The sequence below is a fragment of the Mariniradius saccharolyticus AK6 genome, assembly GCF_000330725.2.
Lineage (GTDB): Bacteria > Bacteroidota > Bacteroidia > Cytophagales > Cyclobacteriaceae > Mariniradius > Mariniradius saccharolyticus.
Genome location: NZ_AMZY02000007.1, coordinates 309,823 through 331,620, shown reverse-complemented (window position 1 = coordinate 331,620; position 21,798 = coordinate 309,823). Strand labels below are relative to the sequence as shown.

Below are 21,798 nucleotides of genomic sequence, written 5' to 3'. Positions count from 1 at the left end.
CGCACCCGGGAGAGTAGGCCGCCGCCACACCATCCAAAGCCAGCAATCTCTGCTGGCTTTTTTATTTTTTAGCATTTTGGTATCAGGCCAAGAAATGAAATCCCTGCAAAAAACAGCAAATGCGAAAAAGCTTTGTCTCTGGAGGGCTTGGACATGAAGCCTGTTTTTAATAATTATCTAAAGAAAAAAATTCCCCTTATCCATCCGGGTTAGACTTTTTTGTTTGTCAAAAAGAATGTTCCTATTGAAATTCGAAAAGTTTCAATTATTATTTCACCCCAGCCAAGAGATAGAGAACCGCCATTCTTATAGCTACCCCATTCTCAACTTGTTGCAGAATAATGGAATGCTCACTGTCTGCAACGTCAGAATTCAATTCGACTCCTCTGTTAATCGGGCCGGGATGCATGATGACAATTTCTTTGTCAAGTTTATTCAATTTCTCTCGGTTGATACCAAAATATAGTGAATACTCCCTCAGTGATGGAAAATATTTGATTTGTTGCCTTTCCAGTTGGATTCGAAGCACGTTGGCCACATCACACCATTGCAGGGCCTTTTCTACGTCATGCTCGATCTTCACGCCCAACTGCCCGATATATCTTGGCAATAGGGTGGTAGGCCCACAGACCATCACTTCTGCCCCAAGTTTTTGGAGACAAAAGATATTTGATAGTGCTACCCGAGAATGTAGAATGTCTCCAATGATGGCAACTTTTTTTCCAGCGACATCTCCCAATTTTTCACGAATTGAAAAGGCATCCAAAAGTGCCTGTGTGGGGTGTTCATGTGTTCCATCCCCTGCATTGACTATATTGGCTTTGATGTTTTTCGACAAAAAATGAGGTGCGCCGGGACTGCTGTGCCGCATCACGACCATGTCCACCTTCATCGACAAGATGTTGTTCACCGTGTCGATGAGGGTCTCTCCCTTTTTTACCGAACTATTGCTCGAAGAGAAATTAAGTACATCTGCCGACAAACGCTTTTCCGCCAACTCAAAAGAAAGCCGTGTTCTTGTAGAGTTTTCGAAGAAAATATTGGCGATAGTAATGTCACGCAGCGACGGAACTTTTTTAATCGGCCGATTGAGCACTTCTTTGAAATTGTCAGCAGTCTCGAAAATCAACTGGATATCGTCGGCATTGATGTCCTTGATTCCCAATAAATGACGCGTGCTGAGTTGTGACATATCGTTTAGGCTGATTTTTCTGTTATCCAAATGGCATCTTGTTCAAATCCTTTCTCGGCCCACTCCACCGACACATACTGGCTTTCGAGGGTATTGACCTTCACGCCACAGTAATCTGGCATAATCGGATAGTCACGGGTGTATTTTCGGTCAACAAGGATCATCAATTCCACTTTTTGGGGCCGTCCAAAGGCAATCATGGCATCCAATGCCGCCCTCACTGACCTTCCTTTATAGAGCACATCATCGATTAGGACAACCTTTTTTCCTTCAATCAAAAAATCGATTTTCGTCTCGTTTGCTTTGAGAGGGAAATCCCTCCTGCGAAAATCATCCCGATGAAATGTCGCGTCTAGATATCCGAACGGTACCTTGACACCGGAGATGTCCTCCAAAAGCTTAACCAATTTTCCCAAAACAATCGGACCTCTGGGCTGCAAACCCAACAGGACGGTATTTTCAAAATTATCGTGGTTTTCAATCAGCTGATGGCAGAATCTCTTCAGGATGATGCTGATCTGATTTTGGTCCAAAACGAGTCGTTTCTGCATGGCGAAGCTTTGGCTGCAAATATAGGAAGAAAAGGGAAAGTTGAGTTGTTGAGCGATTCCAGAAATTGATGGATACAACACAGATTTCGAAATGATTTGGAAATTGTTTTTTGGTATATTGAAAATGGTAACACAGCCTGTTCATTGGATTGCTACATCGCTTGTTTCTTCCGAAACAGGCAGTCGTTTATGATTCCGTTCTTTTCAATTTTCCCATTATATGGAACAAATGATTCAATTTGACAAAAAATACATTTGGATGATTAGCCTGACGGCCGCTTTGGGTGGATTTCTCTTTGGATACGATTGGGTGGTTGTTGGTGGGGCGAAGCCTTTTTATGAGCCGTTTTTTAATCTGACATCACCGAGCGAACAAGGGTGGGGCACAAGTTCCGCCTTGGTCGGATGCATGGTAGGCGCTATTGCTTGTATCTTCTTAAGTGATCAGTTTGGAAGGAAAAAACTTTTGATCATTGCTGGGCTTCTGTTTTCGATTTCCGCCATTGGAACTGCTTTGGCTCCAACATTTTGGTGGTTTAATTTTTACAGGATCGTCGGTGGCATCGCAATGGGCATCGCACTGAACCTTTCACCACTTTACATAGCCGAAATTTCCCCTGCGCACAAGCGGGGAACTTTGGTGACGATCAATCAACTTTTGATCATGATTGGTGTTCTGTTAGCCCAGCTCATCAATTGGAGGATTTCTTTGCTCGACATTGAATTGCCGGAGGATGCTGGCTTTCAAATGATCGCAGCAAGTTGGTCAGGTACCTTTGGTTGGAGATGGATGTTCGGGGTTGAGGCTATTCCGGCGTTTGTGTTCTTCCTATCCATGTTTTGGGTACCGGAAAGTCCACGTTGGTTAGTCAAGGCCGATAGAATGGATGAAGCAAAAAAAATCTTGGGAAAAATCGGAGGTCCGCAATATACCGAATCTGCCCTGGCGGAAATTCAGCAAAATCTGACCCTAGAAGATCCAAACAATTCGGGGATTGGAGTATGGTTAAAGGCGCCGATATTGAAGGTTGTCGCGATTGGTATTTTTCTGTCATTTCTGCAGCAATGGAGCGGCGTGAATGTCATTATCTACTACGCTGCCGATATTTTCCAAGCCGCGGGTTTCAATCTGAAGCAGATGATGCTCAATATAGTGGTTATTGGGGGGGTGATGGTGCTTTCAGTTTTTATCACGATTTATACGGTTGATAGATTTGGGAGAAAGGTTCTTCTGTTGATCGGCACATCGTCCATGGCTATTCTATACCTGTTGATCGGCTATTCTTTTTTTGCCGAGCAGGACGGTGCGAGCTTAGTTGTTCTCGTTCTCGTCAATGTAGGCGTGTATTCATTCACCTTGGCACCCTTGCTGTGGGTGGTTTTGTCGGAGATTTTTCCGATCAAGATCCGGGGCGCGGCCATGTCCATCGCTGCCTTGGCACATTGGGTGGGAAATTTTACCCTGACATATTTTTTTCCTGTAATCAAGGAAAACCTCGGTTGGGCCAATAATTTCTGGCTTTATGGAGCTATTTGCGCATTTGGATTCTTTGTGATTTTATTTGTCCTGCCGGAAACCAAGGGGAAGAGTTTGGAGCAGATAGAGCTTGATTTTGCGAGGAAAAAGTAGAATCGTTGTCGTTTTAGCTGTCTCGCTATTCCCGCCGTTTTTGTCAACCGAATCGAATCGATGGTTTTTTTGACTTCCTGATGAAAGCTTATTCCCAATCCCGGCAATTTGGAATTATACCATTTGATGCCGTCCTGAATATCGATTTTGGCGGCGGAATTGATCTTTACCTTGAATTCATTCATTTGAAATCAAAGTCATCTTTAACTTCATCCCAATCAAGAAGGTCCTCGGGATGAAGGTCTGCTTCCTTGACACGTTCTATCACGATTGCTTTGTATTCCTCTGGAATCTCGAATTCGAGATTCGTTTCAATTCCCAATTGCTCGAAGAGCTAAATGAAAAGCTCGAATCTTTCCTCGGGTATCTTAACGGTGACTTCTCTCATGACATTGATCGTTAATCGAAACCAAGTTGAGGGAAAATCGGGATTTTTGGGGTTTGGTTAAACATTCAATTATCGATCATGTGGAAAAAGTCCAAGTCTTACGGATTCAGACATTGGATTGAACGATTGGTTAAACAGATTCTCTTGATTATTGCATATTGACTGTTTTGTCTAATCCAACACCACCCGCAAACTCTTCGCCCCATGCGCGCCGATCACTAGCGACTGCTCGATATCGGCCGTCTTGGATGGGCCGGCGATGAAAAGTCCGAATCCTGAATGCTGCTCTCCAATCCTCTTGTAGGCCTCGTGCATATTTGAAACCAAGGAGGCCTCAGACAGCACGATCACAAGATGCTCGGTGATAAACGGCAATGCACGCAAGCCCAAATCTGCATCTGTCAGCCAAATGGATCCGTTTTCGGCAACGCCAAATTGACCTTGGATGATCGCTACCTCCAAGTCCGCCAATTCGTGGGGATTTTCCGGCAAAGTCCTCGTAGAGAGCTGCTCAAGTCCCTTGGCCAAGCTGATGATTTTGGAAAAGCCATTGGATTTCAAAAAGACTTCCAAACCCGCCACATCGATGACCTCTCCTTTGTTACCTTGAATGGACTTCACGAAACGCTCTTTGATTTCCCCGGAAAATTCGAAATCTGGAATATCCGGAAGCGGGCTATCCGCCTTTGCAACGCGCTTTATTTTCCCTAATATCTGCTCCCGACTGCTCATTTTCTGTTTTTCTTGTACCAATCCTTAAAACTCTCTTTCGGCACTTCGGGCAAATCCCGCTGCTTTCCCCATGTATTCAAGCCGGAATAGGTGATGGCTTCCGGCAGGATTTTCAATGCGCCGCGCAGCATTTCACCGCTGATTTTGTAGGCAAAAGGCGTGGAAAAAATGCCATTGGCAATTTTCATGGAAATGCTCTTTGCATTTGAACCTTGCGCTTTGGTGATTTCCTGCCTCCATTCGTAGAGTTGCTCGTGGATGTTGATTTTCACGGGACACACATCCGAACAGGAGCCACACAGCGTCGATGCGAAGGGTAGGGAGCTGTATTTTTTCAGATCGAGCCCGGGTGAAAGGATCGAGCCAATCGGCCCCGGCACTACGCTACCATAACTAAAGCCCCCACTGCGTCGATAGATCGGACAGGTATTCATGCAGGCCCCGCAGCGGATGCATTTCAATGAGTTTTTGAATTTTTCGCGGGCAAGCTGGTCCGTACGGCCGTTGTCCACAAGGATAATGTGTATCTCCTTACCGGGTGCGGGAGAGCGGAAATGTGAATTGTAATTGGTCACGGGCTGACCCGTAGCCGAGCGGGCAAGGATACGGAGGAAAACTCCCAAATTCTTACGGCGCGGGATGATCTTTTCGATACCCATACAGGCAATGTGCACATCTGCCAGGTGCACACCCATATCGGCATTTCCTTCATTGGTACACACGACAAACTCACCCGTCTCAGCAATGCCAAAGTTGACGCCGGTAATGGCGACTTTTGCAGAGAGAAATTTCTCGCGCAGGTGAACCCTCGCTGCCTGGGTCAGGTAGGTTGGATCTTCGTTTCCTTTTTCAGTTTGGAGTTTTTCGTGGAAAATTTCAGAAATGTCCCGTTTTTTCAAATGGATCGCGGGCAAGACGATATGGCTGGGTGGCTGATTGAGGAACTGCACGATGCGCTCGCCCAAATCAGTATCGACTACCTCGACCCCGTTTTTTTCCAAAAAGGGATTCAAGTGGCATTCCTCTGTGAGGATGGATTTGCTTTTGACAATGGCCTTGCAGTCATGCTGCCGAAGAATGCCGAGGACGATTTGGTTGTGTTCTTCGGAATCGACAGCCCAATGAACGTGGATATTGTTTGCCTTGGCTTTTTGCTCAAATTCTACCAGGTAGCTATCCAGATTGGCCAAGACATTGTCCTTGATTTGGGAAGCCAAGTCCCGCAATTGCTCCCACTCGGGGATGGTCTTGGTGATGGCATCCCGCTTGTCCCGCACAAACCACAAGGTCTCATCATGCCATTTGGCTTTGGCAGGATCGCTCAAAAATTCCTGGGCTTTGATGGGATGGCTCATCGGATGGCTTCGTTGAGGATTTGGGCAATGTGTTTGAACTGGACTGGCTGTTGGCTGCGGCGGGCAATTCCTTCCAGGTGCATCAGGCAGGACATATCGCCTCCGGTAATGATCTCTACGCCCTGATTAATATGGTCCGCCAACCGGTCTTGACCCATTTGGATGGAGAGTGCCTCTTCCGTGACGGCAAAGGTCCCACCAAATCCGCAGCATTCGTCCTTTCTGCCCAATTCAACCCATTCGAGTCCCCTGATGTTTTGGAGCAGATATTTGGCCTTGTTGAAGGGAGCATCATGGCGCTCCGAACTCGTGCCCAGTCGAAGCCCGCGCAATCCATGGCAGGAGGCGTGGAAGCCTACCCGATGGGGATATTCCCCCTCAGGCTGCTGGATTTTCAAGATGTCCGTCAGGAATTCAGTCAATTCAAAAACTCTCCCGTGCATTTGTTCTTGCTCCGACTCCATGCCGGGGATGCGCGGCATGTGCTCTTTCACATGCAGCACGCAACTTCCTGAAGGTGCCACGATATAGTCATATCCAGCGAAAGTTCGGAGAAAATGCCTACCAGTTTCCACCGTATCCCGTTCATAACCCGCATTGGCCATGGGCTGTCCGCAACAAGTCTGCGCCATGGGATAGCTGACCTGACAGCCCAGCTTTTCCAGTAGTTCCAGGCTTGCGATCCCCACCTGGGGATAAAACTGATCGACATAGCAGGGGATAAACAGGGCTATATGGGGAGGATTTGGCATGGGATGAAAATACGTCAATTTGGGGATATTTCTGCTTTTTTTGGATGAACTGGGGCGCAATTAACTCAAATTCATTTCTAACCAAGATCAATAATTGTCAGTTTTCCAGCATCCTGTCGCATGGGTTTGGGATGGGAGTATTTTTGGAAAGCAACAATCACCTATATCTTCAATTGTACTGCAAAAATTTTCCCGATAGCGAGAAAAAAGTTTTTAATTCTGCGAAAGCTATATTCTACTTACATAATAGTTTAAAGGGGGGGTGTATGAGAAGGACTTAGAAGATTGTTTGGTTTTTCGGTCTTAGAAAAGTTATATTTTTAGTTTTATCATAAATGGATGCAGGTGCCAGATTTGGACGGAATCGCTTAAGTTCATAGATTCACAGAGGATGTTTTCTTCATAGTTCGATTCTTTTTTCGGTTGACTCATTGAATTTTGGTATGACTGACTCATTTTCAAGCACTAAGCGGATACTAAAGCTACTAGGGATACCCCATTCAAAGGGCTTCCTTAAGAATGAGATCGGCAGTCATCCCGAACCTGAGAGCCTATTGGCGATTGCTGATACGCTGGCCAAATACAGGGTCGAGACCGTGGCGGTGCGTATCGGTGAAGACAGATTGTCCCAAATTCCCCTGCCCTGCATCGTCCAATTGACTGAAAACGGGGTACCCTACTTCGGTGCCTTGGAAGCTGTCGCGGACGATAGGATGACGCATTCTGACCTGAACGGAAGGATACAGCATACGCCCAAGAAAGATTTTTTTGCCAAGTGGACAGGAATCACCTTGCTGCTTGAAAGTAGTCCCGAGTCTGCCGAGCCAGGATACAAAGCGCGAAAGACCGAAAAAAACATCTTCCTAATTCTTGGCATTTTGCTAGTCCTGCTTGCAACCGCTTTGGTGTTGGATGCTGCTTTCAGGTACGATTGGTCTTCGCCCTTGCGCCTTGGAGCATTGCTTATTGCAATTTTGAAGCTGATGGGATTGACTGTTTCGGCAGTTTTGCTTTGGGCGGAAGTGAACAAAGGGAATACTGCGATCAAAGAGTTTTGTGGTGGTGGCAAGAACCTTGATTGTGATACAGTAACCAATGCCTTTTCACTGGGGGGAGTCCTCAGTCTGGCCAATCTGTCATTCGCCTATTTTCTGGCTGGATTGATCCTAACCTTTTTGTCGACTTCTTCTGGTATGCACTTGCTGCATTACCTTGCCTTTTGCACACTTTTGATTGTGCCGACATCGCTCTATTTCCAAGGCATCAGACTCAAAAGCTGGTGCAAGCTTTGCCTTCTTGTGCTGCTTGTACTCACGCTGGAACTCATTGTATTTCGTATATTTTTTCCGCTGACCGATCTTCCCGCACTATCGGAAATCAGTCTATTCGGGTTGATTTTCCTGGGCAGCATCTTGGCCTGGCTGGGTCTGAAGCCCTACCTGTTGACCGCACAGGAACTGCCTAAAGCCAAAAGTAAACTCGCCCGCATCTTGTCGAATCAGGAAATATTCGACAGTCTGCTTTCCGGTTCCCGCACCATAAAGAACAGTCCCGAAGGACTGGGTATCTTCCTTCAGGGAAAACAAGCACAATACCACATCCTTAAAGTCTGCAACCCATATTGCGGGCCATGTGCCAAGACGCATCCTATCTTGGAACAGCTTTTTGACACCGGGAAAATCGACCTACAGATCATATTCCTTTCCGGTGGGAATGAGGAAACAAGGCTGGATACGGTCAGACACCTGATGGCGCTGGCAGCACAGGGAGATATGACGCAGACCAGGCAGGCACTGGATACCTGGTATGGACAGGAACAAAAGGACTATGCAGCCTTTGCTGCAAGGTACCCCCTGAATGGGGAACTGAAGCAGCAGGAACAAAAAATCCAATCCATGCGGTCTTGGTGTGAACTGGAGAACATCAGCTATACTCCTACCCTCTTTGTCAACGGGTACGAACTACCCAAAGCCTATACTGTAGATGACCTTAAATACCTGCTGGTATAGAAAAACACGATCCAGCAGGTTAAAAATATTCTTCGCGACGAATGGCCACATTTCCCGGGTGGTCCAAATGACCGGGACATTCCATCAAATCAAAATCCAAAAAAACAATGAAAAAGATCAGTTTGGAAATGCTCAGACTCAGTTCCGATGAGGTATTGGAAAGAAGTCAGATGAAGAAGATTACGGGAGGGTATGGGGGTGGAATCCTAATCGGCCCTGGCACCTGCGGGTGGAGAGATCGTGACGGCTACCCTGTATGTAATATTTCAAGTGGTTCGGCACAAATGTTAAACAGATTGTATCCAGGTGGAAATTGGTGTTGTGAAAGCTGTCAAAGTAGGGGTGGCTCAGCAGGCTACTGTTGAAGCTCGTTAAAAGGGGGGAAGGCCCCCTTTTTGGTCCCATCATTCAAATTAAACAAGCGAAGAAATCCATTAACCTACGAAATAACCATGTATACCAATCCGTCGCAGGTATTTGCCTTCTTTTTGCTCGTCGTCACCGCCTGCCGATCGGGGGAGCAAAAAGACTTGATTGTAGGTGGTGCTAGTTCCAAAGAGACAACCGTACTCGAGAAACTCGATAGCATCCGCATCGACTATTTGGGAAACCCTACGGTCCACGACCTCGATCCGGTCAATCGGAGGATTATCTTTATGGATCACCGGGAGTTCTCGGAAGATATCCACATTGCGGACTTCGACGGAAATATCCTCCAATCATTTTCAAAGTTTGGGGACAAACCCGATTCCTACGGAGGCCTTATGGGAACCCTGAAACTGACCGATCCCAATCGATTTTTGGTGTATGGATACCGCGGATTCCTCACCTTCGACATGGAAGGAACGCTTGAATCACTGGTCAAATACAATGACTTTCATGTCCCCAGCCAAAGCAGACGAGGAATGGGATATGGTATGGAAAATCTGGGGCAGCAATATCTGTTTATTCATCAGGGACCGCCTCCGCAAGACTTGAAGGAGTATCACGCCTTCAGGCTATTCACCTTGCTTGACCCACAGCAAGGTACCCGTGAGCCCATCATTGGATTTCCTGAGGAAAGTAGATTCCTGAACGGAAACCATTTTTTCTTCCCCTGTTGGTTCCCTGTATTCACTGTTGATCAAGGAAGAATCTATGCCGCGTTTGGAGTAGAGCCTGTGATCTACGTCTACGAGACTTCCTATCCTTTTGCCTTGGTGGATCGCATTCCGCTGGATTTACCCAACTACAGTGGATACAAAGGCTCGGAGGATCCGAGCGACATCAGGGTATTGGGAATGTGCTTTATATCCGGGAAGATTGAAAACATCAAAAAAATGGGGAACATGTTGTTGATAGGATATTTTCCCGGCTACGACGAAAAGGATATTGCAACAAACTTCGAAAACAAAACACAGGAAGAAACCGAATACTTTCAGGCAAGTATGCGGAGGAAATACCTTTCGAGAATTGCGGTGGTCGACTCATTGGGCAATGTGCTGAATGACTTTGTACCTGATGGCCTAGATCCAAGTAGTATGCTGCTGAGGGATGGTCAGCTTTGGATGATGGAAAAACGCAAAGAAGACCAGGAGCAGGATTATTTCCGCTTGTTTCGGGTGGGGCTAAAGGTCGAAAAGAATTAGGAACCACATTCGATACTCCGCGTGACAGCATCCATCCCTTTTCGTGCTAGTGTCTCCCAAAACCATGAAAACCACCTTCCCCTACTACACACAACCCAATGCCAAGGACTACGGACCGACCTGTCTGCCGATTGTCAATAGGCAACAAAATGATATTCTTCGCGACGAATGGCCACATTTTCCGGGTGGTCCAAATGACCGGAAAATTCTTTCAAATACAAAATTCAAAAAACAATGAAAAAGATCAGCTTGGAAATGCTCAGACTTACTCCCGATGAGGTATTGGAAAGGAGTCAGATGAAACAAATTACCGGCGGACGGGCATGGAGATGCACATGCGGAAACAATCCCCCAATAACTGTTTGGGATGAAGACCTTTCTGGATCTGGGGAAGGCCCAACCCAGATTTGTAGGGAAGTTTATGGTACCGGGGGGCATTGTACAGCAGCGACCCCCTAAGCTTATTCTTTTTAAAATGGAGCTTCATTTGAAGCTCCATTCATCTCTTTGTTGTTCAGGTTTCCGACACAAAAATATGACAAAAACATTTGGAATTTGGTTTTTATTAATTGTTTTCCTTCAGGGCTGCAAGCAAAAACCACTGGGTGACCTATCTGTTATCTCCGTACCAAGGGAAGCCAATGATGCTATTCCATTGTCTATAATCGGAAGTGTTGAGCAGGAAATCCAATTGGAAACCAAAGAAGATGCATTTCTTCGTTTCATATTCGATGTTAAATCTTACCGAGATAGGGTATTTGTTTCCGACGGTAGGAAGATTTCTATTTTTGACCTTAATGGAAACTATGTCCAAAATCTAGGAAATCACGGAGATGGGCCAGGTGAGTTTAGGAGTGTTTCCTCGATGGATATCGACGAAGCAACAGGAAAAATCTACGTTTCGGCGGGGTACAAGTTGATGGTCTATGATTCGGCATTTCAACTTATCGACGAAAGGAAGTTGGACTATCGCCTCAATTTTCTAAAGGTGATTGAAGGAAAGCTTTGGATAGTTTCCGAGGAAATTGCCGTAAAACTGGGTGATGGTGGGATTGCCAATCAGACCAATATATATAGACTGGATAAGGATTATGAGAATCCTGATACTGTACCTTTTAGGGCTATAAATATGGATCAAGAACGTGTAGGAGGGTATCCATTTAGGCATTGGATATCTGATTTAGATGGGGAAAATTTCATGTTCATGCCAGTCCTAACACCTGAAAACCTACTACGCGATACCTTGTATCGTATCGAGGGTAATACCATCAAACCTGCGGTGAGGTTTCAATTTGAAAGGCCTCAGTCTCTCGACGAAAATGACTATCAAACGCTGCTGCTCTATAACATCGTCAACAGTAAGTCTTACTATCTACTTGAATATGATCAAGACTGGAAGAGATTCATGTTTTTGTATGATAAAAAAGCGCAAAAAGGCTACAACCTCTCTGAAGGATTGATAGATCAGGCCGGCGACGCGGTATTCTTGAGGCCACTTGACCTAAATCAAGACCTGTTTTATTATATCAAAAAGGTGGAATTTGAAGATAAATCAATAGAGGAACAGAATCCGCTGATCGGAATCGTGAAGTTGAAATAGGAAAAATACCGAAATGGCGAAAACGACGCTGAATAATCTATGGAACCCAGAAAACTCCTTTAATCTTGAAGCCTTTCCCTTTCTACACGCAACCCGATGCCAAGGACTGCGGACCGAGCTGTCTGCGGATCGTTAATGGGCAACAAAAAGATATTCTTCGCAACCAATGGCCACATTTTCCGGGTGGTCCAAATGACCGGGAAATTCGATCAAATCAAAATCCAAAAAAAATGAAAAAGATCAGCTTGGAAATGCTCAGACTCAGTTCCGATGAGGTATTGGAAAGGAGTCAGATGAAACAAATTGAGAACCGGGGAAATCTTATTCAAGTCTCCCTTCTTTTTTTGGCCAGTCTTCCTTGTATATTAGCTTTTTCCAACATCAAATTGGATTTCCGCCATCCTGCGACGTTGGATGCGAAAATTGGTGGAGCTGTGATTTCAAAAATATTTCGTTCTAGCCATCGCCGCCCCCATGGCGGTACCGAGCGCGTAGTCTTTTGTCTCAATGGCGATCCCGGGAAGTTTGCTGCGGAGCATCTCCACGAATATCGGATTGGTGCTAAAGCCACCGTCGATATAGAGTTTGTTGATTGTGGTTTCATTCAGCACAAGGCTCAGCGATAGGATTTGGACCTCTGTCAGCTCGTGGATAAGGCAATGGTAGGCTTCGGCGAAGTTTTGAAAATTGTTCTTGTCTGTTTCCAAAGCTGCCTCCGCACCGAATACGGCTGGATTCAGAAATTCAAATTTGAAGCGTTTGCTTCGGTTTGACTTCAGCTTTTCGAAAAGTGCCGGATCAAATGCCAGTTGCTTATAGGCCTCCTGTGAAACATCGAAATGGGTTTGCAGAAGTTCGGCCTGTACCCGGTGCTCCTCCCCGACAAAAAGGCGGCTGATTTTGATCGGTCTGCCGTCCCGGCTGAGAAAATGCAGGCAATCCTGCCGCAGCTCTTCCGTGGTTAGCGGCTGGGCATTGAAGGGATTGATGCTGATAGACCAAGTCCCGGTGGAGAGCAGGGCAAATGGCTCTGCGTTGCTCTGAAGGTAAGGCAAAAGTGCTGCGGAAGAATCATGGATGCCCACACCGATTTCGAGCGACTGATCCCCGATTTTTCCTTCAAACGAAGTATGTGTAGGCACGATTGGGGGCAGGAGAGGGGCGATACCTTCCCTGTACACCCACGCATGGTAATCGGCTTTCCCAAAATCCCAAAGTCCCGTATGGCATCCGATGCTGGTATACTCGCTGACGGCCTTTCCTGTAAAAAGGAAGGAAAGGTATTGGGGAAGGTGTAGGCTTTGGTGGATTTTTTGGAAGATGGCCGGCTTGGCATATTTGAGCCAATAGAGCTGAAGGCCGGAATTCAGCATGCCCAAAGCGGGAGACGACGTCTGTTGGCTGAATTTTTCCACCGGGCCGTACTGCGCATAAAACTCCCCCAAAACATCCTCGGGATACTTTTTCAAATAATTGTACAAGGGTGCGATGGGGCGTCCGTCGGCACCGATATGGACAAATGAAGCCCCGTAGCTGGTAAAGTTGAGCCGCGTGATGCGAAACTGCGACATGGCCATTGCCTCATCCAGCGTTGCCTTCATCCATTCGGTCAAGGCCTCCAAGGATTCGCAGGGCTCGCCGTCTTCATCGGGGATGGTGGCCAAGGTTTGATTGGTTTGGAAAACTGGATGGAGATTTTGGTCAAACAAGAAGAATTTCTTGTTGGTCTTTCCGATGTCAAAAATTGCAGTGACGGCTATTGCTTCCATATTACAAGCCGCTGGATTTGCTGTCTTTTCCCCGTTCGCGGATCAAGGTTTCCCGCACCTTCAGTTCACGGTAGGTTCCTATAGGCGAAATTGCTCCACCGCTTTGCCGTAAAGATTCCTGCAGGAGTGGACGCAAGTCAGTTCTGAATGCGTCCTGAAGCAGGCCCTGTGCCATGGCCAGGTCTTGGGTTTCCTGGGCGTAAGCCAAGGCCTTTCTGTCCACAATCAAGGCTTGCGCATACGCCAATTTGATGGCTTCCACCGATTGGAGCAAGTCTTCCAATGGATCCTTCAGGTTGTGGCTGGCATCGATCATCCAGGCAGGTTTTGGATTTTTTGTTTCCGAAAATCCTGCCACCAATTCGTTGAAAATCAAGAACAATTGGTAGGGTTTGATACTGCCGACGGTCAGGTCGTCGTCTCCGTATTTGGAATCATTGAAATGAAATCCGCCGAGCTTGCCCTCCGTCATCAGCGTCGCGACGATCTGCTCGATATTGGTATTGGGCAGGTGATGACCGAGGTCCACGAGTGTACGTGCTTTTTCCCCCAACTTATTGGCCAAAAGGAACGAAGTCCCCCAATCAGGAATGACCGTGCTGTAGAAGTACGGCTCGTAAGGTTTGTATTCGATCAGCATTTGCCAGTCCGAGGGAAGCCGCTGATAGATTTTTTGGAGGGATTCAAAGGTATGCTGCAGGGATTTCCTGAAACTCTGTTGGCCGGGGAAGGAACTCCCGTCCGCAAGCCACACGGTGAGGGCTTTGGAACCCAGTTTTTTCCCAATCTCGATGACTTCGATATTGTGGGCGATTGCCAATTCCCGTGCACCTTCGTCCGAGTTTGCCAACGAGCCGAATTTGTACGAGTGCTTTTGCTGGGCTTGGTCCTGAAAGGTATTGGAATTGACTGCGTCGAAGCCGATTTCAACGGCTGCGGCAGCTTGGCCGATTTGATCGTAGTCCTCGGGAATATCCCAAGGTATGTGCAAGGAAATGGCGTTGCTGGAGCGGTTGAGGGCATGGAGTAGGCCTACGTCCTGGATCTTTTGGATCAAGGTCGCAGGTTCACCGCCGCCGGAAAACCTTCCAAACCTAGTTCCCCCTGTTCCCAATGCCCAGGAAGGAATGGCAATTTGCAGTTCTTGCAGCTGTCGGATAAGTAAATCGACATTCAGTCCCTTTTTGTCCAAGTCTTCCGCAAGGAAATTGAATGCCCGGGCATGGGCGATTTCCTGGGGTTTATTGCTGGATTGGATATGTTCGGCATTGATGATCATGATTTCTTTCGTAATAAATGCGCGCAAAGACGGCGAAGACGCCAAGAACAGTTAGCAGTGGGAGTTGGCAGTGGTATATCCGTGCGCTTTTAGTTAGAGGACCTCTCGCAAAGACGGCGAAGACGCCAAGAACGCCAAGTGTCTGTAAATGTCGCCATTCTTCCTCTACTTTGGGCTCCTAAGGGAAGCCTACGAGCCAGTTTATCTTTCCTAATTCAGCGATTGCCTTTACCAAATTATCCAATCTCCTTGTTCTTGTATTTTTTTGGCGTCTCAGCGTCTTCGCGTGGAATTTCCAATAATCACACGCTACGCAGATACCCCAAATATGTTGAATAGACCCCTACTCCGTCGTGGTGACAAAGGAAAGTTTTTGGTGAAAGCCAACCTACACTTCCCATCCTGTGTGTCTTGGTAATTTCGTTGGTGTCACTCTTTGCGTCTCAGCGTCTTTGCGTGAAACCATTCTAGTTTACCTTACAAAAGCAGCAGCTACGCCACCATCGACGTTTAGGATATTGCCGGTGGATTTTCCTAGGAGGCCGCCCACGAAAGCAAACACCCCGTTGGCAATATCCTTGGTGGAGATGATTTCATTCAAAAGCGTCCGCTTGGCATAGTAGGCCGGAAGTTCCTCTACAGTCACGCCATAAGCTTTTGCCCGGCCCTCTGCCCATTTGCCTTCCCAAATCTTGGAACCTTCGATCACGGCATCAGGATTGACGACGTTGACGCGGATTTTGTCGGGGCCGAGTTCGGCAGCAAGCAAGCGGGACATATGGATTTGGGCAGCTTTGGCCGTACCGTACCCCACATTGTTGGGACCGGAAACCAGTGCATTTTTCGAAACAATATTTACAATATCGCCCCCCAATCCCTGTGTACGGAGGATCGAGACTCCGGCTTGGCTGACCTTGAACTGTCCCTTGACCAGTACATCGTTGAGCAAATCCCAATCGGCCTCCGTGGTTTCCGACAAAGGTTTGCTGATCGCCAATCCAGCACAGTTGACAATGATGTCTACCCCGCCAAAGGCCAGACAGGCAGCTTTGTAGGCTTGCCCAATCGTGTCGTTGTCGAGCACGTCCAGCTTCACTGCGATGGCAGCATCTTTGCCAAAATCCTTCCTTGCATTTGCCAAGCGCTCTCCATCAATATCCGTCAGCACCACGCAGGCACCTTCTTCGGCCAATTTGTCGGCAATTGCTTTTCCAATCCCTCCTGCGCTTCCCGTGATCAAAGCCACTTTTCTCGAAAGCGGTTTTTCCTTGGGCATACGCTGCAGCTTGGCTTCCTCAAGGAGCCAATACTCGATATCAAATGCTTCCTGCAAAGGCAGCGAAACGTACTCCGAAACGGCTTCTGCACCGCGCATCACGTTGATGGCGTTGATGTAGAATTCGGAGGCGACGCGGGAAGTCTGTTTGTCCTTGGCATAGGAAAACATCCCGACGCCTGGCCACAGGATCACAACCGGGTTCGGGTCACGCATGGCAGGGCTGTTGTGGCGCTTGTGCGTTTCGTAATATTTTTTGTAGCCGTCCCGGTAGTCCGCGAAAAGCTTCTCAATATGGCTTTTCACCGCACCAAGGTCGCTGAGGTCTTGGCTTGCCGGAATGTCCAACACCAATGGGGCGATTTTGGTCCTCAGGAAGTGGTCCGGGCAGGAAGTACCCATTGGCGCCAGTTTGGACAGGTCATGGGAATTGATGAACTGCAAAACGGTATCGGAATCGTTGAACGTCCCAACCATTCTGGAATAACTCGAGGCGAGTCCGCGCAAGAGCGGGGCGATTTGGGCAGCCTGTTCCTTGCGTTGGGATCCATCCAAGGATTTTATTTTTTCTCCCCCGAAGATTGGTCTTTTCTTTCCATAGTTGTCGGCGAGAAATGCGGAAGCTTTTTCGATCACTTCGAGGCTGTTGATGTAGCATTCGTAGGCCGTATCTCCCCAGGTAAAGAGGCCATGGCCTCCCAGCATGATGCCGCGGATGCCCGGATTTGCATCCAAGGCATTTCTCAATTGCAGTCCCAAATCGAATCCAGGCCGCTGCCAAGGAACCCAAGCAATCTGGCCCTCAAATAGCTCAGCGGTGATTTTTTCTCCATCCTTAGATGCCGCGATTGCTATTGCCGCATCCGGATGCAGGTGGTCGATGTGCTTGAATGGCAAAAAGGAATGCAGCGGTGTATCGATCGATGGTGCCTTGGAATCCAAGTCGTAAATACAGTGGTTGAATAATCCCACCATTTCATCCTCGTGCGCTATCCCGCGGTAAATGCCCTCCAAGGCACGAAGTTTGTCGACATAGAGTGCCGCGAGGCCCGATTTGGTCAATGTGCCGATGTCACCCCCAGAACCTTTGACCCACATGACTTCTACTTCCTTGCCTGTCAGCGGGTCCTTTTCTATTGTCTTGCAGGAAGTATTGCCGCCTCCGTAGTTGGTGATGCGGAGGTCGGCACCAAGGATATTGGATCGGTATATCAGCAGCGCGACTTGGTCATCGCCCAGGGATTTTGCTTTTTGCTCGTCCCAAAGGTAGGAGACGTATTGGAAGGTCTTATTCATCGTTTTGAATGTTTCGCTTGATGGAAAAATTTTGTACGAAAATAATTCCCAAAGCCAGTCGTTGTGTCCTGTACTATACTGAAATCAGGGATTTGGCCCTTGTGAAAAGAGTTGTATTTAAAACCATTTTGCAGTAACCTTGCGCCGCACGAGCCCAATAGCCATGAGTTTGGATCTTAAGATCGACCAACAATCCAGAGTCCCGAAATACATCCAGGTGGTCAAGTCCATCAAATCGCTCATCCATACCGGTGAGCTGCGATTTGGGGATAAGATTCCTTCGATCAACAGCCTAAGCGAGGATTATTACCTGTCCAGGGATACGGTGGAAAAGGCATACACGCTGCTTCGCCAACAAGGGATTATCGAGTCGGTGCGTGGCAAGGGCTTTTACATCTCCCACCATTCGGAGTTGCGGAAGTACAGGATTCTGCTACTTTTTAACAAACTAAGTGCTTATAAAAAGGAGATTTACAATGCGCTGGTGCTAGGGCTGGAAGACCGGGCGGAGGTGGCGTTTCATGTATACCACTGTGAAGTATCACTTTTCAAAAAGCTGCTCGAACAGCAGAAGGGTGATTTTGACTTCTACATCGTGATGCCGCATTTCAAAAAGGAGGGGGAAAATGCAGCCTGGAAATTGATCCAAGGTATCCCCAACAAGAAGCTGATCTTGCTGGATAAGCTCGTGCCTGGTGTGGAGTCAGCATTTGGGGCGGTCTATCAGGATTTCAAGGAAGACATCTATGGGGCGCTGTCAATGCTGCTGCCTCGCTTGCAGAAGTACCGTAAGTTAAGGCTGGTGTTCCCCTTAGATTCGGCATATCCTTATCCAAGTGGGATTGTAGAGGGTTTTCGGAAATTTGCGGTAGAGCAAGGTTTTGATTTTGATATCCTTTCTGAGGTTCATGGCGAATTGTCACTCTCTGCTGGAGAGGCGTATATTGTCATTGAAGAAAACGACTTGGTCCGCTTGATCAAAATGGCCCGGGAAAACTCCGACCTTGAAATAGGGAAGAATTTTGGAATCCTATCTTACAACGAAACGCCGCTGAAGGAAGTCTTGCAGCGAGGGATTACGGTCATGACCACCGATTTTGCCAAGATGGGTGAAATCGCAGCCGAAATGGTCCTGAACAACCAAGGCCGCTGGGTTAAGAATGAGTTTCGGGTGATTGTGCGGGAGTCGCTGTAGACAGAGTGAGAGTGGAATAGGGAAATGTCTTTTGAACTAGATGCAAGACCCAAGACTCATGATATAAGATTCGAGACGCTATTGTGTATTTATGAACGGGAATCTATTTTGATCCGGTATAGAGATTTTTGAGAATGGGCATCTCAGCGATTTAGGGTGAACTCCTCGAAGTTTCCTGAATTCACAACCTTTAAAGCAGCATATGGATAGGCATCCCTAAATGTGGAGGGAAAAAAGGTCTTCGTTTTTGGATTCCATTTGCATTCAAATGCTTTGATATTGCCCTCTGATTCTTCTATGAAATCTATCTCCTGTTGGGCGGTTGTTCTCCAAAAATAGAACTCTGCGTCTTGGTTGTTTGCGGCAAGGAACTTCATTCGCTCGACAAGGAAGAAGTTTTCCCAAAGGGCTCCTACATCCAGTCTAGAACTCAATGGATTGAAATTTTTCAAAATGGCGTTTCTGATGCCACAATCGTAGAAGTAGATTTTTTTTCCTTTTTTCAGTTCGCTGCGTACGTTTCTGTTGAAGGCAGGTACACGAAAGATGACAAACGCTTTTTCCAGTAAGTCGATGTATTTCTCTACTGTATTTTTATCTGCACCAACGATCTGACCAAGTTCATTGTAGTTTACTTCACTCCCAAGTTGCATCGCAAGGGCTTTTAACAGTTTTTCCAAAATCAAGGGTTTTTTGATTCCTTCCAGCATCAGTAGGTCTTTGTAGAGATAGCTGCCAGCGAGTAAATTCAGCAATTCTTTTTCCTGGTTTGCATGCGTGACGATTTCGGGGTAGTAACCATAGAGCATTCTGTGTTCCAAATGGCGTTTTTCTTCCAAAAATCCATGATGTTTGACCATTTCGCTGAAGCTGAGTGGATAAAGAAAAAACTCGTACTTCCGTCCTGTCAGCGGCTCGTTGGATAAGTTGGCGAGGTCAAAGGAAGAGGAGCCGGTGGCGATTACTTGGACGTCCGGCAATTGGTCAACAATTATTTTCAAACAGAGGCCAATATTCGGAATTCTTTGGGCTTCATCGATCAGAATGATTTTTTGGTCTCCAATCAGGTTTCGCAGCATTGTGCCATTTGCCTGCGCGAATGCCTCTCTGATGTCAGCGTCGTCACCATAGAAAATGGTGTATGGTAGATCAGTCTTTCTGAGGATTTCCATACACAGGGTAGTTTTTCCGACCTGTCTTGGGCCAAAAACCAGAATAGCTTTTTTTCCAAAAAGTCGACCTTGGATTTTTGCTTCCAATAATCGCGGGATCGGTTGTCTTTCCATTACGTGTGTTTTCGACTTATTTCACAAAAATAGTATTAAAAAAGTGAATTGATTCACAAAAATAATATTAAAAAAGTGAATCAATTCACAAAAGTTGGCATTTTGACCACTTGCGGTGATTGAAAAGATGCGGGGCAGACTGCCGTGAATCGGTTGCAATCATCCAACAGGACAATGCAGGACAGGAAATACCCTGGCTTTTTTGTATTTTCAATCCTCAACCCAAAATCAACCTATGGAGGAAGTTACTGCTCAGGAGTCGATTCAAACAAGTGGTGAATTTGAACGGCAGCCTGTTCCGACCTCGCAGCTAAAGGACTGGAGGAAGTTTCTTGGCATGTATGCGGGCGAGCATGCGGCTGGGACGGAGTTTGTGATTGGGCCACTTTTTTTGACTGCTGGCGTGTCGGCTTTTGATTTGATCGTGGGGCTTTTGGTGGGCAATTTTTTGGCGGTATTGACTTGGCGCTACATCACGACGCCTATCGCCACCTCCGAAAGGCTGACGCTTTACTACAAGCTCGAGAAAATCTCAGGACGGAAGCTTGTAACCGGCTATAACTTGGCCAATGGCTTGCTTTTCTGCTTTTTGGCAGGGGCGATGATCACCGTTTCGGCGACGGCTGTTGGGATTCCTTTTGATATGCCGATGCCTGCCTTGACGGATAGGATGCCTACGAGCATTTCCTGGGTTTTGGTAGTCCTGGGCGTCGGAGCGGTGATTTCGATTGTCGCTGCCAAGGGCTATGATGCGGTTTCCAAGTTTTCCAACATCGCGGCACCCTGGATGGTACTGGTATTTTTGATTGCGGGAATCGTCGCTGCCAAGCGTCTCGGCGTGAGCAGTTTGGATGATCTTTGGGCGGTTTGGGGCTCAGGTTCGGAGCCTTTTCCCGGTCAGATCAAGTTTACGTTTTGGCATGTGACGGCATTTGCATGGTTTTGCAATGCGGCGATGCATTTGGGTATGTCGGATCTATCGGTGTTGCGCTATGCTGATCGTAATTCTGTGGGTTGGACAAGTGCGGCGGGCATGTATGTCGGCCACTATATGGCTTGGATATCCGCCTGCCTGATGTTTGCGCTGTATTTGAAAAGTCCTGAGGCAGAGGCCATCTTGGCAGGTGGGGGCGTGCCGCCTGTGGCACCGGGGCCTTTGTCCTATGAAGTCGTTGGGATATCAGGACTGGTCTGCGTCTTGGTAGCTGGCTGGACGACTGCCAATCCTACGATTTATCGGGCTGGGCTGGCTTTTCAGGCCATTTTTCCAAAAAGCTTCACGACCAAAGTTACTTTGGCAACAGGTGCAATTGCGACGATAGCAGGGCTGTTTCCGGCGTTTGCGATGAAGTTGCTGGACTTTGTGGCAGTGTATGGCTTTATCTTGGCGCCGATTGGGGCGGTGATATTCTTTGAGCATTACTTTGCCGAGCGGCTTGGTATGGTCAGGAATTATGCAGCAGCCAAAGGTATCGGGTTCAATATGGCCGTATTGGCGGCTTGGTTGATTAGCATGGGTGTGTTTTATACGATTTCGGTCCAGCAGGGAGTTTTCCTTTCCTTTTTCACGTTGCCCGCCTGGATCGCATGCGGTGTTTTGTATTTGGTATTTAGCAAAATCCTCCAGAAAAAATGAGCAAGTTTTGGTTTCCCGTGTTGATCCTGTCAGCCATGCTGTTGATTACGGTTTTGTTTTATGCTGATATGCTGGGACAAAAAGATTTGAACAACGGGCTATTTGCCTGCACGGTAGTATGGTTTGGGGGATTGGCGGCGGTGGATTATTGGAAAAAGAAAGCCTGAAAACAGTTTCATTTGATCGGTCCCAAGAATCGGTGACCTGCGCAATGATCATCGGTT

The 21,798-nt window shown here is 47.2% G+C and carries 19 protein-coding genes; 10 read left to right on the top strand and 9 right to left on the bottom strand.

The genetic code is table 11. The features are described from left to right. Positions 1-268 precede the first annotated feature (268 nt). Both C943_RS06730 and pyrR read right to left on the bottom strand, forming a co-directional pair. Positions 269-1,192: an aspartate carbamoyltransferase catalytic subunit gene (locus C943_RS06730; protein WP_008625720.1), complete on the bottom strand. Its 924-nt coding sequence runs from the start codon at positions 1,190-1,192 to the stop codon at positions 269-271. 5 nt (positions 1,193-1,197) lie between these two features. After that, entirely contained in the window at positions 1,198-1,743 is a 546-nt protein-coding gene (gene pyrR, locus C943_RS06725; RefSeq protein ID WP_040479419.1) for a bifunctional pyr operon transcriptional regulator/uracil phosphoribosyltransferase PyrR, read from the bottom strand. Between the two features lie 220 nt (positions 1,744-1,963). Here pyrR and C943_RS06720 point away from each other — a divergent pair, with 220 nt between their 5' ends. Next, a complete protein-coding gene (locus tag C943_RS06720; RefSeq protein WP_008625717.1) occupies positions 1,964-3,373 on the top strand; it encodes a sugar porter family MFS transporter in 1,410 nt (469 codons plus the stop codon). A gap of 559 nt (positions 3,374-3,932) precedes the next feature. On the opposite strand, the gene C943_RS06710 is transcribed toward C943_RS06720, so the two are convergent. The 3 genes from C943_RS06710 to C943_RS06700 are packed head-to-tail and all read right to left on the bottom strand — an operon-like array spanning position 3,933 to position 6,600. Beyond that, entirely contained in the window at positions 3,933-4,493 is a 561-nt protein-coding gene (locus tag C943_RS06710) for a LutC/YkgG family protein (protein ID WP_008625710.1), read from the bottom strand. Continuing rightward, positions 4,490-5,848, bottom strand: a complete 1,359-nt coding sequence (locus tag C943_RS06705) for a lactate utilization protein B (RefSeq protein WP_008625709.1) — start codon at positions 5,846-5,848, stop codon at positions 4,490-4,492. Before C943_RS06705 ends, C943_RS06710 begins: the two co-directional genes overlap by 4 nt. Then, the gene (locus tag C943_RS06700) at positions 5,845-6,600 is read right to left on the bottom strand and encodes a (Fe-S)-binding protein (protein ID WP_040479350.1); all 756 of its coding nucleotides are present in this window, start codon (positions 6,598-6,600) and stop codon (positions 5,845-5,847) included. Before C943_RS06700 ends, C943_RS06705 begins: the two co-directional genes overlap by 4 nt. Before the next feature lie 443 nt (positions 6,601-7,043). On the opposite strand from C943_RS06700, the gene C943_RS06690 reads away from it, so the two are divergent. From C943_RS06690 to C943_RS06680, 6 genes are all read left to right on the top strand, one after another. Further along, positions 7,044-8,609: a cysteine peptidase family C39 domain-containing protein gene (locus C943_RS06690; RefSeq protein ID WP_081610454.1), complete on the top strand. Its 1,566-nt coding sequence runs from the start codon at positions 7,044-7,046 to the stop codon at positions 8,607-8,609. A 107-nt stretch (positions 8,610-8,716) separates the two neighbouring features. Next, positions 8,717-8,974 carry a hypothetical protein gene (locus C943_RS21690; protein WP_081610453.1) on the top strand — a complete coding sequence of 86 codons (258 nt, stop codon included), beginning with the start codon at positions 8,717-8,719 and terminating at the stop codon, positions 8,972-8,974. Positions 8,975-9,061: 87 nt separating this feature from the next. Continuing rightward, entirely contained in the window at positions 9,062-10,237 is a 1,176-nt protein-coding gene (locus tag C943_RS06685; RefSeq protein ID WP_008625699.1) for a hypothetical protein, read from the top strand. A gap of 64 nt (positions 10,238-10,301) precedes the next feature. Further along, positions 10,302-10,475, top strand: a complete 174-nt coding sequence (locus C943_RS21980) for a hypothetical protein (RefSeq protein WP_008625693.1) — start codon at positions 10,302-10,304, stop codon at positions 10,473-10,475. After that, entirely contained in the window at positions 10,472-10,696 is a 225-nt protein-coding gene (locus C943_RS21685) for a TIGR04149 family rSAM-modified RiPP (RefSeq protein ID WP_008625691.1), read from the top strand. The genes C943_RS21980 and C943_RS21685 overlap by 4 nt, the downstream gene beginning before the upstream one ends. A 76-nt stretch (positions 10,697-10,772) precedes the next feature. Beyond that, on the top strand, positions 10,773-11,837 hold the full coding sequence (locus C943_RS06680) for a 6-bladed beta-propeller (RefSeq protein ID WP_157198455.1): 1,065 nt from the start codon (positions 10,773-10,775) through the stop codon (positions 11,835-11,837). A 440-nt stretch (positions 11,838-12,277) separates the two neighbouring features. Here the strand turns inward: C943_RS06680 and C943_RS06675 are convergent, their stop codons facing one another. The 3 genes from C943_RS06675 to C943_RS06665 form a co-directional block, all read right to left on the bottom strand. Beyond that, entirely contained in the window at positions 12,278-13,606 is a 1,329-nt protein-coding gene (locus C943_RS06675; protein ID WP_008625685.1) for an FGGY-family carbohydrate kinase, read from the bottom strand. 1 nt (position 13,607) lies between these two features. Further along, the gene (locus C943_RS06670; RefSeq protein ID WP_008625684.1) at positions 13,608-14,885 is read right to left on the bottom strand and encodes a sugar isomerase; all 1,278 of its coding nucleotides are present in this window, start codon (positions 14,883-14,885) and stop codon (positions 13,608-13,610) included. 472 nt (positions 14,886-15,357) lie between these two features. Continuing rightward, positions 15,358-17,457 carry a bifunctional rhamnulose-1-phosphate aldolase/short-chain dehydrogenase gene (locus tag C943_RS06665; protein ID WP_008625682.1) on the bottom strand — a complete coding sequence of 700 codons (2,100 nt, stop codon included), beginning with the start codon at positions 17,455-17,457 and terminating at the stop codon, positions 15,358-15,360. Between the two features lie 163 nt (positions 17,458-17,620). Here C943_RS06665 and C943_RS06660 point away from each other — a divergent pair, with 163 nt between their 5' ends. Continuing rightward, the gene (locus C943_RS06660) at positions 17,621-18,652 is read left to right on the top strand and encodes a GntR family transcriptional regulator (protein WP_008625675.1); all 1,032 of its coding nucleotides are present in this window, start codon (positions 17,621-17,623) and stop codon (positions 18,650-18,652) included. A 143-nt stretch (positions 18,653-18,795) separates the two neighbouring features. On the opposite strand, the gene C943_RS06655 is transcribed toward C943_RS06660, so the two are convergent. Next, a complete protein-coding gene (locus C943_RS06655) occupies positions 18,796-19,938 on the bottom strand; it encodes an ATP-binding protein (protein ID WP_008625673.1) in 1,143 nt (380 codons plus the stop codon). A 235-nt stretch (positions 19,939-20,173) separates the two neighbouring features. Here C943_RS06655 and C943_RS06650 point away from each other — a divergent pair, with 235 nt between their 5' ends. Further along, on the top strand, positions 20,174-21,574 hold the full coding sequence (locus C943_RS06650; protein ID WP_008625670.1) for a purine-cytosine permease family protein: 1,401 nt from the start codon (positions 20,174-20,176) through the stop codon (positions 21,572-21,574). Beyond that, the gene (locus tag C943_RS21975; RefSeq protein ID WP_008625669.1) at positions 21,571-21,741 is read left to right on the top strand and encodes a hypothetical protein; all 171 of its coding nucleotides are present in this window, start codon (positions 21,571-21,573) and stop codon (positions 21,739-21,741) included. Before C943_RS06650 ends, C943_RS21975 begins: the two co-directional genes overlap by 4 nt. The last annotated feature ends 57 nt before the right edge of the window (positions 21,742-21,798 follow it).

Coding starts and splice junctions, on each gene's coding strand:
- C943_RS06730 (WP_008625720.1), bottom strand. CDS start 1,192: ATGTCACAACTCAGCACGCGTCATTTATTGGGAATCAAGGACATCAAT.
- pyrR (WP_040479419.1), bottom strand. CDS start 1,743: ATGCAGAAACGACTCGTTTTGGACCAAAATCAGATCAGCATCATCCTG.
- C943_RS06675 (WP_008625685.1), bottom strand. CDS start 13,606: ATGGAAGCAATAGCCGTCACTGCAATTTTTGACATCGGAAAGACCAAC.
- C943_RS06655 (WP_008625673.1), bottom strand. CDS start 19,938: ATGGAAAGACAACCGATCCCGCGATTATTGGAAGCAAAAATCCAAGGT.
- C943_RS06690 (WP_081610454.1), top strand. CDS start 7,044: ATGACTGACTCATTTTCAAGCACTAAGCGGATACTAAAGCTACTAGGG.
- C943_RS21980 (WP_008625693.1), top strand. CDS start 10,302: ATGAAAACCACCTTCCCCTACTACACACAACCCAATGCCAAGGACTAC.
- C943_RS06650 (WP_008625670.1), top strand. CDS start 20,174: ATGGAGGAAGTTACTGCTCAGGAGTCGATTCAAACAAGTGGTGAATTT.
- C943_RS06685 (WP_008625699.1), top strand. CDS start 9,062: ATGTATACCAATCCGTCGCAGGTATTTGCCTTCTTTTTGCTCGTCGTC.
- C943_RS06670 (WP_008625684.1), bottom strand. CDS start 14,885: ATGATCATCAATGCCGAACATATCCAATCCAGCAATAAACCCCAGGAA.
- C943_RS06720 (WP_008625717.1), top strand. CDS start 1,964: ATGGAACAAATGATTCAATTTGACAAAAAATACATTTGGATGATTAGC.
- C943_RS06680 (WP_157198455.1), top strand. CDS start 10,773: ATGACAAAAACATTTGGAATTTGGTTTTTATTAATTGTTTTCCTTCAG.
- C943_RS06665 (WP_008625682.1), bottom strand. CDS start 17,457: ATGAATAAGACCTTCCAATACGTCTCCTACCTTTGGGACGAGCAAAAA.
- C943_RS06710 (WP_008625710.1), bottom strand. CDS start 4,493: ATGAGCAGTCGGGAGCAGATATTAGGGAAAATAAAGCGCGTTGCAAAG.
- C943_RS21685 (WP_008625691.1), top strand. CDS start 10,472: ATGAAAAAGATCAGCTTGGAAATGCTCAGACTTACTCCCGATGAGGTA.
- C943_RS06705 (WP_008625709.1), bottom strand. CDS start 5,848: ATGAGCCATCCCATCAAAGCCCAGGAATTTTTGAGCGATCCTGCCAAA.
- C943_RS21690 (WP_081610453.1), top strand. CDS start 8,717: ATGAAAAAGATCAGTTTGGAAATGCTCAGACTCAGTTCCGATGAGGTA.
- C943_RS06660 (WP_008625675.1), top strand. CDS start 17,621: ATGAGTTTGGATCTTAAGATCGACCAACAATCCAGAGTCCCGAAATAC.
- C943_RS21975 (WP_008625669.1), top strand. CDS start 21,571: ATGAGCAAGTTTTGGTTTCCCGTGTTGATCCTGTCAGCCATGCTGTTG.
- C943_RS06700 (WP_040479350.1), bottom strand. CDS start 6,600: ATGCCAAATCCTCCCCATATAGCCCTGTTTATCCCCTGCTATGTCGAT.